The sequence below is a fragment of the Dactylosporangium sp. NPDC050688 genome, assembly GCF_040654515.1.
Classification (GTDB): domain Bacteria; phylum Actinomycetota; class Actinomycetes; order Mycobacteriales; family Micromonosporaceae; genus Dactylosporangium.
The window spans coordinates 21,563-34,324 of record NZ_JBFAIC010000074.1; the positions used below are offsets into that span (position 1 = coordinate 21,563).

A 12,762-nucleotide genomic window follows, 5' to 3' on the forward strand; every position below is an offset into this window, starting at 1 on the left:
GCACGAGCGTCTGCCGGAGGCCGACAGATGGCATGCGGGTGAATGCGAGGGTCCTGCGGGCATCGATGGCGGACAGATGACCGACCGGGTCGCCGGCTGCGCACGATCGTCGACGCTGAGCGATGCTGTGCGGACGCAAGGTATCCGGTAGGTTTTTCGAAAAGGGGGGCTGACACCATGCTGAGGCGAGTCGCGACCGTCCTGGTCACTGCCGCATCCGCGGTCTGGGTGTCGCCCGCGCAGGTCCTGGCCGTCGATCCGGGCGACTGGACGCCGGTGTTCTCCGAGTCCTTCGACGACCCCGGCACCCTGCCGCAGGGCTGCGCCGCCTACGACGGCGCGGCGGACGGCGCCTCCGGTGCCTCGGGCGCCGGGGCGAGCTACTTCCGGCCCGAGGCGGTCACCGTCTCCGGCGGCCGGCTGCACCTGGCCCTGCACCGCCGCAACTACGGGGGCAGGCCGTTCGTCACCGGCGAGCTGCGCTGCCTCGGCGCCGCCCAGCAGTTCGGGCGCTACGAGTTCCGCGCCCGGGTGCCCGTCGGCGCCGGGATCTCCTCGATCGCCATGCTGCGCCCGGTGGAGGAGCCGTCCGGGCAGAACGCCTCGCAGCTGGAGATCACGGCCCAGCCCGGCGAGGAGAAGGCGCTGATGCGCAACGGCACCGGCACCGGGACCTCCGTGCGCACGCTGCCGGGCCCGTTCAGCGACTGGCACGCGTACACCATCGAGTGGGCGCCCACGGGGTTCCGCGTCCTCGTCGACGGCAAGGAGCGCTCCGCCGACCCGGGCGTGTCCACCGAGCAGCGCTGGTTCGGCTTCGCGGTCACCGTCGGCGGGTCGGGCACCCCGGGCTCGTCGACGGCGCTGCCCGCCGAGTTCCAGGTCGACTACCTGCGCGTGTATGCCTACGCCCCGGACTCGTCCATGCCGGCCGTGGCCGCCCAGCCGTCCACGGTGCACAACGCGGTGCCGGGCTCGCCGAGCGGGCACCGGTGGTCGCTGTGGCTCGCCGTCGTGGCGACGGTGATGGCGGCGGTCGCGCTCTTCGCCCTCGTGATGCACAAGACCCGCCCGCACCGCCCGCCGCCGTCGCACCGCGCCTGACCCGCCGCGCCGCGTCCGCGCCTTCGGCGGGGCACAAGACCCGCCGCGTGCACGCCTTCGCGGGGCACCAGACCCGCCGGGTCCGCGCCTTCGCGGGGCGCCAGACCCGCCGGCGCCGCCGCCCCGGCCGGTGGCCCGGGTGTCGCGCTCAGAGCGAACAGGGCAGCCGGCGGGCGCACCGGGGGCGAAGGATCGCCGGATGAGAATCCTTGTACTCGGCGGCACGGTGTTCCTCGGCCGGGCCATCGCCCGGCAGGCCCTCGCCGCCGGCCACGACGTCACCTGCGCGGCCCGCGGCACGTCCGGCGACCCCGTCGACGGCGCCCGGTTCGTGACCGTCGACCGGTCGCAGCCCGGCGGCCTGGGCAACGTCGAGGGCACGTTCGACGCGGTCGTGGACGTCGCCCGCACGCCGAGCCACGTCCGGCACATGGTCGCCGAGCTCGCCGGCCGGGTCGGGCACTGCACGTTCGTGTCCAGCTGCTCCGTGTACGCCGACGCCGCGACCCCCGGCCAGACCGCCGCCACCGCACCGCTGCTCCCGCCCGCCCCGCCGGAATTCGACGACCCGGCCGCCGGCGCCGAGGAGTACGGCCGCTGCAAGGTCACGTGCGAGCAGCTCGTCCAGGAGGCGTTCCCCGACGTCTTCGTCAACCGGGCCGGGCTCATCGTCGGGCCCGAGGACCCCACCGGCCGGTTCGACTACTGGGTCGCCCGGCACGCCCGCGGCGGCGAGATCCTCACTCCGGGTGACCCCGGTGACCGGGTGCAGTACGTGGACGTCCGCGACCTGGCCGACTGGACGGTGCGCGCCGCCGAGGAGGGCCTGACCGGGGTCTTCGACGGCATCTGCGCCCCGATGACCCGCCGGGAGTTCCACGCCGGGTTCGGCGGCGACGGCACCCTCACCTGGGTGCCGCAGGACTTCCTCGTCGCCCACGACGTGCGGCCCTGGTCCGGTCCCCGGTCACTGCCGTTGTGGCTGCCGCTGCCCGAATACGCCGGGTTCCTCACCCGGGACACCACTGCGGCCCTGTCCGCCGGACTTCGCCCCCGGCCCCTGCCGGAAACGGCGGCTGACACCCTCGCCGCATTCAGTGACATACGCCACATGACTGGTCTCACCGAAGAGGAAGAAGTCGCCCTGTTGCGGGAATGGCACGCACGGTAGGCGGGAGTGTGACGAGCACGTCAGCATTTCGACAGACGGCGGCACGCGTCGATTTCTACGGATACCTGCGCATTTGCCTGTCATCCGGCCGACGCTTGCCGATGAACATCCGTGACCCCGGTCCCAGTCAGTGCCGTTCCCAGGGAACTCACAGCGAGTTTAGGCGTCTGACGGGCAGGAATACCACGTATCACTTGTTGGAACCGAAGCGAACCGGAGCTGCTCCCGAGTCGTCTAGGTAAGTGGTGCAACTCTCACGGGTCGTCACCGGAATCGCCCGCGAGGGTGGAATTCGGCAGGGCACGTGGCCGTTGTGTAGGGGGCATACCCGGGGGGCACCCGTTTTAGCAGGGTGAAACGGGGAAGGCGAAGGATGGACGGGGAGGGGCCCGAAGGTGGAGAACGTGAAAGTGGAGATGCGACCCGATACAGGTGCCGAAGAGCGCGACCTGGTTGGTGTCTACCTGCATGAGATCTCCCGCACGCCGCTGCTCGACGCCGCTTCTGAGGTCGAGCTTTCCAAGGCGGTCGAGGCCGGTCTCTATGCGGAGCACCTGCTGGACGAGGGCGAGCTGCCCGACGGCGTGAGCGCCGCCGAGCTGCAGCGCCTCGTCGACGATGGTGAGCGCGCGAAGGACCGGTTCATCCGGGCCAACCTGCGCCTCGTCGTCTCGATCGCGCGACGCTACGTGCGGTCCGGCATGCCGATGCTCGACCTGATCCAGGAGGGCAACACCGGCCTGGTCCGTGCCGTCGAGAAGTTCGACTACGTGCGCGGCTACAAATTCTCGACATATGCGACATGGTGGATCCGCCAGGCGATCAGCCGGGCGATCGCGCAGCAGGAGCGCACCGTCCGGCTGCCGGTCCACCTCGTCGAAGACGTCAACCGGATGCGCAACGTCGCGCGTCAGCTCACCCGTGAGCTCGGCAACGATCCCGAGCCCGAGCAGCTCGCCACCGCCCTCGGCGTCCCCGTCGAGCGCGTCCACGAGCTCAAGCGCTGGTCCCAGGACACGGTCTCGCTCGACACCCCTGTCGGCGACGACGGTGACACCAGCCTCGGCGACCTGGTCTCCGACTCCGACGCGCCGTCGCCGGAGGACGTGGTCCTCGCCGCCCTGGAGCGCCAGCGCATCGAGGGCCTGCTCAACCACCTCGACGACCGGTCGGCGGGCATCATGCGCGCCCGGTACGGTCTGGAGGACGGTCGCGAGCACTCGCTGACCGAGGTCGCGAGCCGGTTCTCTCTGTCCCGCGAGCGCATCCGCCAGCTGGAGATCCAGGCCCTCGGCCGGCTCCGCGAGCTGGCCCGCGCCGAGGGCCTGCAGGCCGCATAACCACCTCGACCGACGACCCACAGCCCCTGACCCTCCCGGGTCGGGGGCTGTCGTGTCAGTCGGGGCGGTGCGGACCGCCCATGATCAGGAACCGCCCATGATCAGGGCCGGTGCGCCACCACGAACAGCCGCGGGAACGGCAGGATCGTGCCGAACGGCTCGCGGGGGTAGTGCTCGCGCAGGTGCGCCGCGACCCGGGCGCGGAAGTCGTCGAGCTCGGCGCCGGACAGCGCGTCGAAGTACGGCCGCAGCCCGGTGCCGCTGAACCACTCCAGTACCGGGTCGTCGCCCGGCAGGACGTGGAGGTACGTCGTCTCCCACGCGTCCACGGCCAGGCCGAGCCCGGCGAGGGTGCGCACGTACCAGGCCGGCTCCCGCACGGGCGACGCGCCGCGCGGGCCGGGCAGGGCCGGGTCGAGCCCCGCCCGGTCGAGCACCGTGGCGTCGAGGACCGGGCCGCCGGTCGGCACCTGGAAGGCGAGGGTGCCGCCGTCGTCGAGGGCCGCGGCGAGGACCGGCAGCAGCGCGGCGTGGTCGGGCACCCACTGCAGCGAGGCGTTGGCGACGATGACGTCGACCGAGCCGCGCTGCGGCCGCCACCCGGCGATGTCACCGAGCTGGAACGACAGCTGCGGCGTGGCCAGGGGTGCCGCCGCGGCGAGCATCTGCGGCGAGGCGTCGATGCCGAGCACGGCCGCGTCCGGGTACCGGGCGGCGAGGGTCGCGGTCAGCGTGCCGGGCCCGCAGCCGAGGTCGACGACGGCGACCGGGGTGGTGGTCGGGATGCGCGCGACGAGCTCGTGGAAGGGGCGGGACCGCTCGTCGGCGAAGCGGGCGTACTGCTCGGGATCCCAGGAGGCCATGCCCCATCTTGCCGGGCATGGCCTCCTGGAGGGTCAGCTGACCCGGCCGAAGCCCCGGATGTTCGTGCGCGAGGCGAGGGACTGGATCTCCACGGTCCTGCCGGTCGTCGGAGCGTGGATCATCTGGTTGTTGCCGATGTAGAGACCGACGTGGGTGATGTTGCTGGTTGAGGAGCCGAAGAAGACCAGGTCACCGGGGGCGGCGTCGGCCCGTGCAACATGTGGCAGCCCGTTGTACTGACCTTGGGCGGTCCTGGGCAGGGTTCTGCCGCTGGCGTTCTTCCACGACGCCCACGTAAGGCCGGAGCAGTCATAGCTGCCGGGTCCTGACGCTCCCCACTTGTAGGGCTTGCCGATCTGGTTCCAGGCGAAGGTGACCGCCTTGCCGGCCACGCCCGACACCGCTGGCGGCGGACCAGCCGGCTTCGCCGAACCCGAGGTCTTGGTGCTACCGGCGGCGGTGGCCCGGCGCTTGAGATCCTCGAGCTTCTTGACGTCGCCCTCGATCTTCTTCTTCTTGGTCTCCAGCTCGGCCTTCTTCGCGTTCTCGGCGGCGAGCGTGTCGTTGATCTTCTGCTGCTCCTCGGCGAGTTTGACCTTCGCCTCCTGGAAGGCCCCGATCTCCGCCTGCTGATGCTTGTTGATCTGCTGCAGGGTGGTGATCTGGTCCATCAGTGAATCGGAGGACCGCGCGCCGAAGATGACCGAGAGGGTGCCGAGCTTGCCCGAGGTCTTGAACGCGGCCACCGCCAGGACGTCCACGTTGGCGCCGGCGGCGGCGGCACTGTCGGCGAACGGCTGCAGCTTCTTCTGCAGATCGACGTTGGCCGCCTGAGCGATGGCGAGATCTTCGTTGACCTTGTTGTAAGCCTCGACCGTAGCTTCGAACTCGTCGCCCATCTTCTCCAGCTGGGCCTCGATCTCGGCGAGGGTGGGATCGGCCTTGGCGACGCTCGCAGGCGCCACGACGGCCAGCGCGACGGCCCCGATGACCAGGGAGCGCAGCAAGGACCGCTTGGCGCGGTGTCCAGCGGACAAGGGATGACCCTTCTTCACTGACCGCCTACCGGGTTAGCTGACGGGTTCGGGCGGGAAGAGTGCGCCCTACCGCGCTTCGCGGATTCACCCCAAGGACCCTGGGTCCCCGGCTCGACAGCGCCAGAGCGGCGCTCGATTCGGCGGCGCTTGCCCGGCGCCGCCCGGGGTGGGCGACGGACTGCCGTGCAGGCCAGGACATAACTTAACGTGATCACCAGCGAAGCGAAACCCGCCCGCGTTCTTCTATATCTATTACCCCAAAAGTCCGAATCACGGCGGGTCGTCGGTCCACATCGGACGGTGATGCAACACAGAAGATGGTGTTGACGGACACACATTTGGGGCTTGATTCTGCTCTGAGACCCGGTTAAATACACGTAACTTTATTCACCGTCGATGCACATAGTTCGCCCACTCCGAACACCCCCGGAGGAGCGTCACCCCGTGTTGCGTGTCCAGAACCTCGAGGTCGTCTACGACGACGTGATGCTGGTACTTCGCGGCGTCAGCCTGCAGGTGCCACCCGGTCGCATCGTCGCGCTGCTCGGCGCGAACGGTGCGGGCAAGACCACCCTGCTGCGGGCCCTGTCGGGCCTGCTCGGCGTCCATGACGGCGCCGTCACCAAGGGTGCGGTCACGCTCGACGACCGCCCCATCCACCGGCTCAGGCCGGCCGCCGTGGTCCGCCGCGGTGTGTCGCAGGTGATGGAGGGACGAAGAACGTTCGCCGAGCTGACCGTCGAGGAGAACCTGCGGCTCGGCGCCCACACCCGCCCGAAGGGCCGGGCGGAGGCCATGGACCGCATGTACACCCTCTTCCCCGTCCTCGCCCAGCGCCGCGGCAGCATCGCCGGATACCTCTCCGGCGGCGAGCAGCAGATGCTGGCGATGGGGCGGGCGCTCATGTCCGACCCGGCGTACCTGCTGCTCGACGAGCCCAGCCTCGGCCTCGCGCCGCGCCTGGTCGAGCAGGTCCGCGACCTGATCGTGCAGATCAACCGGGCCGGCACCGGCGTGCTGCTGGTCGAGCAGAACGCGACCATGGCGCTGTCCATCGCCGAGCACGGATACGTGCTGGAGACGGGCAAGGTCGTGCTCGACAAACCCGCCGCCGAACTGCTCGCCGACGACGACATCCGCGAGTTCTACCTGGGACGGGCCGAGCGGTCCTTCCGCGACGTGAAGCACTACAAGCGTCGCAAACGCTGGCTGTCATAGAGCCGCAACAACCCCTTCGGGAGTCGCCGTGCTGCGTTTCGAAGACGTCCGGCTCAGCTTCGCCGGCGTCAAAGCCATCGACGGTGTTTCGTTCACCGTCGCCAAGGACGAGCTCTTCGCCGTCATCGGGCCCAACGGGGCCGGGAAGACGTCGATCTTCAATGTGATCTCCGGTGTGTACCGGCCACAGCAGGGCCGGGTGACCCTTGACGGCGCCGACCTCACCGGTCTGCGCCCGGACAAGGTGGCCAAGCTGGGGGTGGCCCGCACCTTCCAGAACGTCGAGCTGTTCCAGCACCTGACCGTGCTGGAGAACCTCATGCTCGGCCGGCACCACCACATCCGGTACGGCACCCTCGCCGCCATCGCGTGGCTCGGCCGGGCCAGGCGGGAGGAGGTCGCCAACCGCGCCGTGGTCGAGGACATCGTCGACTTCCTCGAGCTCGCGCAGTGGCGCCGGCTGCCGGTCGGGCTGCTGCCGTACGGCGTGCAGAAACGCGTCGAGCTCGGCCGCGCCCTGGCGATGGAGCCCAAGCTGCTGCTGCTGGACGAGCCGGTCGCCGGGATGAACCTGGAGGAGACCGAGGACATGGCCCGCTTCATCCTCGACGTCCGGGAGGAGCTGGGCATCCCGATGATCCTCGTCGAGCACGACATGGGGCTCGTGATGGACCTCGCCGACCGGGTCATGGTCGTGGACTTCGGCGTGCCGGTGGCCACCGGCACGCCCGCCGAGGTGCAGCACAACCCCGACGTCCTGCGCGCCTACCTGGGGGAGGTGGAGCGGGCATGACCATCGCAGAGCTGGTCAGGCAGCACGCCGAGCGGACGCCCGACGCCGTCGCGATGCGGGAGAAGCACCGCGGCATCTGGCGCGAGATCACCTGGCGCGACTACTGGCGCACCGCGGAGACGGTCGCCCGGGCGCTCAGGTCGCTCGGCGTCCGGCCCGGCGACCGGGTCGCGATCCAGTCGGAGAACCGGTCCGAGTGGCTGTTCGTCGACGTGGCGACGGTCGCGGTCCGGGCGGCCACCGTCGGGCTGTACCCGACGAACCCGCCCGACGAGGTCCGGCACGTGCTGGCCGACTCCGGCGCCCGGATCCTCTTCGCCGAGGACCAGGAGCAGGTCGACAAGGCCCTCGCCGTGCTGGACGACTGCCCCGAACTGGAGTGGATCGTCTACCTCGAGCCGCGGGGCATCCGCGGCCGGTACCAGCACCCGAAGCTCGTCGCCTGGAGCGACCTGCTCGCCTCGCACGAGGACGACGGCCCGGTCGAGCTGGCGTCGCAGGACGACGACGTGGCCACGCTCATCTACACGTCGGGCACCACCGGGCGGCCCAAGGGCGCGATGCTCACCGTGGCCAACGTGGACTTCGCGATCCGGGTGCTGGTCGAGGGCGGCGGCTTCGCCGACCCGGCGCCGGGCCCGCGGGACCTGACGCTGTCGTACCTGCCGCTGTGCCATGTCGCGGAGCGGGTCTTCACCGTCTGGTTCAACGCCGCGGCGGGCGTCACCGTCCACTTCGGCGAGTCGATCGCGACCGTGCAGGCCGACCTGCGCGAGGTGCAGCCGACGATCCTGTTCGGGGTGCCCCGCATCTGGGAGAAGATGATGGCCGGGGTCACCGTCCGGCTCGCCGGGGCGTCGCTGCTCAAGCGGTCCAACGCCCGGCTGTGGCTGCGGGTCGCCGACCGAATCGGCGCCACCCTGGAGGCCAACGGCGGCCGGCACACCGCGGGCAGCCGCCTGCTCTACGCCGCCGGCTGGCTGCTGTGCTACCGGGCGCTGAAGGAGCGCATCGGGGTGCGCCGGGTCCGCTACGCCGCCAGCGGCGCCGCCCCGATCGCGCCCGACGTGCTGCGGTTCTTCATGGGCATCGGGGTGCCGATGTACGAGGTCTACGGCATGACCGAGAACACCGCGATCAGCACCGCCAACCGGCCCGGCCGGGTCCGGCTCGGCACGGTCGGCGAGGCGCACGACGGGGTGGAGATCCGCATCGCCGACGACGGGGAGATCCAGACCCGGCACCCGGGCACGTTCGCCGGCTACTTCCGCAACCCGGCGGCGACCGCCGAGGCGATGACGCCGGACGGCTGGCTGCGCACCGGCGACGTCGGCGTGCTGCTCGACGGTACCCACCTGAAGATCACCGATCGATCGAAGGACATCATCATCACGGCCGGTGGCAAGAACGTCGCCCCGAGCGAGATCGAGAACGCGTTGAAGGCCTCACCGTTCGTCAAGGAGGCGATCGTCATCGGCGACCGGCGCGCGTACCTGACCGCACTCATCGGCATCGAGCTCGACACCGTAGGGGAGTGGGCGCAGCGGCGCGGCATCCCCTACACCACCTACCGCGACCTGTCCGGCAAGCCCGAGGTCGTGGCCCTGATCCAGGGCGTCGTCGACGCGGTCAACGCCGGGCACAACCCGGTCGAGCAGATCAAGACGTTCCGGATGCTGCCCAAGGAACTCGACCACACCGACGGCGAGCTGACCGCGACGCAGAAGGTCCGCCGCGGCGCCGTGGCGTCGGCCTTCGAGTCGCTCGTCGACGACATGTACGGGAGCAGGGTGTGAAGGACTTCCTTGAGAGCGTCCTGCGCGGCGTCGGCACCGGCAGCGTCTACGCGCTGCTGGGCCTCGGCTTCGTGATCATCTACAAGGCGACCCGGGTGATCTCGTTCGCCCAGCCGGCGTTCATGCTGGCCGGTGCGGTCCTGACCACCTACCTGGTCGGGCCGCTCGGCTTCTTCCTCGGCCTGGCCGCGGCCGCCGTGCTCACCGGTGGCGTCGCCCTCGGCGTCGAACGGCTCGCGGTCCGCCCGATGATCGGCCGGCCGGTGTTCACCGTCGCGATCATCACCCTCGGCATCGACATCGCCGTCAGGGTCGTCGTCAACGCCGCCATCGGCCTGGACGTGCGGCAGGTCGGCGACCCGTGGGGCCTGAAGGTGTGGAAGCTGCCCGGCGGCGTCCAGGTCGAGCAGCGGCACGTGGCGATGGTCGTCACCACCGCCGTGCTCATCGCCGCGCTGTTCCTGTTCTTCCGGTACACCCGGACCGGCCTGGCGATGCGGGCAGCCTCCTACGACCAGGAGGCGGCGCTCGCCCAGGGCGTCAGCGTCGGCGCGGTGTTCGCGCTGTCGTGGGCCCTCGCCGGCGCGCTCGCCGCGGTCGCCGGCACGTTCGCCGCCGTCGGCGGCAGCGTCAGCGAGTCGCTGTGGCTGATCGCGCTGACGGCCCTGCCGGTGATCATCCTGGGTGGCCTGGACTCCCTGCCCGGCGCCGTCATCGGCGGCCTGGCCGTCGGCACCGTCCAGGAGCTCACGGCCACCTACCAGGGCTCGCTGCCGTGGCTCGGCGGCAACATCTCGGTCGTCACGCCGTACGTGGTGATGTTCCTGGTCCTGCTCGTGCGCCCCTACGGCCTGTTCGGCACCCGGGAGGTCGAAAGGGTATGAGAAACCGTCCACTGCTGCGCACCTCCTACAAGCAGGAGCTGGCGCTGCTCGACACCACCTCGAAGAAGGTGGCGGTCGGCATCCTGCTCGCCGCCGGCGTCGCGCTGCCCTGGCTGGTCGAGGACCAGCTGCTGCAGCTGATCGGCCTGGCCTGCGTCGCCGCCATCGGTGCGATCGGGCTCAACATCGTCACCGGGTACGCCGGGCAGGTGTCGCTCGGTCACGCGTTCTTCCTCGCGATCGGCGCCTACACCGCGGCGGCCATCGCCGGCGACCCCGACGCGCGGACCACCGGGTACGGGATCACCGAGATCCTGATCTGGCTGCCCGCCGCCGGTCTCGTCGCCGCGGTCGCCGGGGTGCTGGTGGCGCCCCTCGCCACCCGGCTGCGTGGCCTGTACCTGGCGATCGTCACGCTCGGGCTGGTCTTCATCGGCGGCCACGTCATCAACGAGTGGTCCTCGCTCACCGGCGGGCCCGGCATCGGCCGGCAGCCCCCGGCGCCGACCCTGCTCGGTTACGACCTCAACACCGGCGACGCGTTCCTCACCAGGGATCAGAAGCTGTACCTGCTGATGTTCGTCCTGCTCGTCCTCGCGGCTCTCGCGGCGCGCAACCTGGCGCGCTCGCGAGTGGGCCGGGCCTTCACCGCCATCCGGGACCGCGACATCGCGGCCGGCGTGATGGGGGTGAACCTGGCCAGATACAAGACGATCGCCTTCGGGGTGTCGTCGTTCTACGCCGGCTGTGCCGGTGCGCTGCTCTACGTCGGGATCGGCTACTTCGACCCGACCAGCTTCAACCTGCTGCTGTCGGTGCAGTACATCGCGATGGTCCTCATCGGCGGTGCGGGCACGATCAGCGGCGCCGTCCTGGGCGCCTTCCTGATCACGCTCCTGCCACGGCTGATCCGTGAGGTCCCGTCGTTCCTGCCCTTCATCAGCAACTCGCCCGCGGAGTCACCCAACGCCTACCAGCTCGAGACCGTCCTGTACGGCGTGTTGATCATCGTGTTCCTGATCTTCGAGCCGCGCGGGCTGTTCGGCATCTGGATCCGGCTCCGCAACTACTGGAAAGCCTGGCCGTTCTCGTACTGACCTCGTCGTAAGGAGCTCCTCAATGAAGAGGTTGGGCATGTTTGCCCTCGCCGCGGTGCTCACCGTCGGCTCACTCGCCGGATGTCGCGGCGGGGACAGCACGGAGCAGGGCTCGAGTGGCCCGAAGTCGGACATCGGGATCACCAAGGAGCCCTGCCCGAAGTCCGAGCACAAGGACCGGGGCTGCATCTACCTCGGCATCATCTCCGACCTGACGGTCGGGCCCTTCCACGTCCTCGCCGTGCCGATCACCGACGCGCAGAAGGCGTTCTGGAAGCGGGTCAACGCCCAGGGCGGCATCGGTGGCTACGACATCGACGCGGAGACCTACGTCCGGGACAACAAGTACAACCCGCAGACGCACAACGAGGCGTACCAGGAGATGAAGGGCAAGGTCCTCGCCCTGGCGCAGAGCCTCGGCTCGCCGACCACGGCGGCGATCCTGCCCGACATGAAGGCCAACAACGTCCTCGCCGCCCCCGCCGCGTGGACCTCGGCCTACGCCTTCGAGGACAACATCCTGGAGTCCGGCGCCAACTACTGCATCGAGTCGATGAACGCCGTCGACTACGCCAACGAGACGTTCAAGCCCAAGACCGTCATGGCGGTGCACGTCGCCGGCGACTACGGCGACGACGCCGCGGCCGGTGCGAAGATCGCCGCGGAGAAGCTCGGGATGACGTTCATCAACGTCAAGACCGACTCCGGCACCGACAAGCAGGCCGGCGCGGTCACCGCGATCGTCACGCAGAAGCCGGACCTGGTCATCCTCACCACCGGGCCGGCGGACGCGGCCGCCATCGTCGGCGGCGCCGCCCAGCGCGGCTTCACCGGCAAGTTCATCGGCACCAGCCCGTCGTGGAACCAGGGCCTGCTCGCGACCGCCGCCGCGCCCGCGCTGAAGGCGCTCTACCTGCAGTCCTCGCCGTGGAAGTCGTGGGCCTCCGACACCCCGGGCCACAAGGCGATGCGCGAGGCGCTGGGCTCCTCCGTCACGCCGAACGACGGCTACACGTCGGGCTGGGTGTGGTCGTACCCGATGCTCGCCGCGCTGAAGAAGGCCCAGGCCGACGGTGACCTGACGCGGGCCGGCCTGCTCAAGGCCGCCAAGTCGCTCACCAAGGTCGACTACGAGGGCATGCTGCCCGACGGCGCCGGCAACTACGCCGGCGGCGCGGACGGCATCTTCCGCCAGTCGCTCATCTACAACCCGACCGTCGGCTCCGGCGGCCCGAACGACATCAAGCTGATGAAGGACTACTTCACCGGCCCCGTCGCCAAGGACTACAAGCTCGACAAGCCCTGCTACGAGAATCTGTGACCGCCCCCTCAGCCACTCAACGGTGACGACGACCCGTTCGGCCGATTGGCCGAACGGGTCGTTTTCTCGTATGACTTGTCCGGAAGTGGTCAGGTTCGCGGCGGCTTGCCGCCGGTGACGTGGGCAACGCGACACTT

Annotated in this window: 11 protein-coding genes and 1 riboswitch; of the genes, 9 read left to right on the plus strand and 2 right to left on the minus strand. The window is 70.2% G+C overall.

The genetic code is table 11. The features are described from left to right. Positions 1-177 precede the first annotated feature (177 nt). The 3 genes from AB0H83_RS43330 to AB0H83_RS43340 all read left to right on the plus strand — a co-directional run bounded on the left by AB0H83_RS43330 (position 178) and on the right by AB0H83_RS43340 (position 3,615). Complete coding sequence (locus AB0H83_RS43330; RefSeq protein WP_360106792.1) at positions 178-1,104, plus strand: family 16 glycosylhydrolase; 927 nt, start codon at positions 178-180, stop codon at positions 1,102-1,104. A 199-nt stretch (positions 1,105-1,303) separates the two neighbouring features. Beyond that, positions 1,304-2,275: an NAD-dependent epimerase/dehydratase family protein gene (locus tag AB0H83_RS43335; protein WP_360106795.1), complete on the plus strand. Its 972-nt coding sequence runs from the start codon at positions 1,304-1,306 to the stop codon at positions 2,273-2,275. 416 nt (positions 2,276-2,691) lie between these two features. After that, on the plus strand, positions 2,692-3,615 hold the full coding sequence (locus AB0H83_RS43340; protein WP_360106858.1) for a sigma-70 family RNA polymerase sigma factor: 924 nt from the start codon (positions 2,692-2,694) through the stop codon (positions 3,613-3,615). Positions 3,616-3,716: 101 nt separating this feature from the next. Here the strand turns inward: AB0H83_RS43340 and AB0H83_RS43345 are convergent, their stop codons facing one another. Beyond that, positions 3,717-4,478 (minus strand): methyltransferase domain-containing protein, encoded by a 762-nt coding sequence (locus AB0H83_RS43345; RefSeq protein WP_360106798.1) that lies wholly within the window; start codon positions 4,476-4,478, stop codon positions 3,717-3,719. Between the two features lie 33 nt (positions 4,479-4,511). Beyond that, positions 4,512-5,516 carry an NlpC/P60 family protein gene (locus tag AB0H83_RS43350; protein WP_360106801.1) on the minus strand — a complete coding sequence of 335 codons (1,005 nt, stop codon included), beginning with the start codon at positions 5,514-5,516 and terminating at the stop codon, positions 4,512-4,514. A gap of 8 nt (positions 5,517-5,524) precedes the next feature. After that, a riboswitch (cyclic di-AMP (ydaO/yuaA leader) is annotated at positions 5,525-5,669 on the minus strand. A gap of 333 nt (positions 5,670-6,002) precedes the next feature. Here AB0H83_RS43350 and AB0H83_RS43355 point away from each other — a divergent pair. The 6 genes from AB0H83_RS43355 to AB0H83_RS43380 are packed head-to-tail and all read left to right on the plus strand — an operon-like array spanning position 6,003 to position 12,625. Further along, entirely contained in the window at positions 6,003-6,734 is a 732-nt protein-coding gene (locus tag AB0H83_RS43355; protein WP_360106861.1) for an ABC transporter ATP-binding protein, read from the plus strand. Positions 6,735-6,762: 28 nt separating this feature from the next. Further along, positions 6,763-7,527, plus strand: coding sequence for an ABC transporter ATP-binding protein (locus AB0H83_RS43360; protein ID WP_360106804.1), 765 nt, complete (start codon positions 6,763-6,765; stop codon positions 7,525-7,527). Further along, the gene (locus AB0H83_RS43365; protein ID WP_360106807.1) at positions 7,524-9,323 is read left to right on the plus strand and encodes a long-chain fatty acid--CoA ligase; all 1,800 of its coding nucleotides are present in this window, start codon (positions 7,524-7,526) and stop codon (positions 9,321-9,323) included. The genes AB0H83_RS43360 and AB0H83_RS43365 overlap by 4 nt, the downstream gene beginning before the upstream one ends. Continuing rightward, a complete protein-coding gene (locus AB0H83_RS43370) occupies positions 9,320-10,207 on the plus strand; it encodes a branched-chain amino acid ABC transporter permease (RefSeq protein WP_360106810.1) in 888 nt (295 codons plus the stop codon). The genes AB0H83_RS43365 and AB0H83_RS43370 overlap by 4 nt, the downstream gene beginning before the upstream one ends. Beyond that, complete coding sequence (locus AB0H83_RS43375) at positions 10,204-11,304, plus strand: branched-chain amino acid ABC transporter permease (RefSeq protein ID WP_360106813.1); 1,101 nt, start codon at positions 10,204-10,206, stop codon at positions 11,302-11,304. The genes AB0H83_RS43370 and AB0H83_RS43375 overlap by 4 nt, the downstream gene beginning before the upstream one ends. A 22-nt stretch (positions 11,305-11,326) precedes the next feature. After that, the gene (locus AB0H83_RS43380) at positions 11,327-12,625 is read left to right on the plus strand and encodes an ABC transporter substrate-binding protein (RefSeq protein WP_360106816.1); all 1,299 of its coding nucleotides are present in this window, start codon (positions 11,327-11,329) and stop codon (positions 12,623-12,625) included. Positions 12,626-12,762 lie beyond the last annotated feature (137 nt).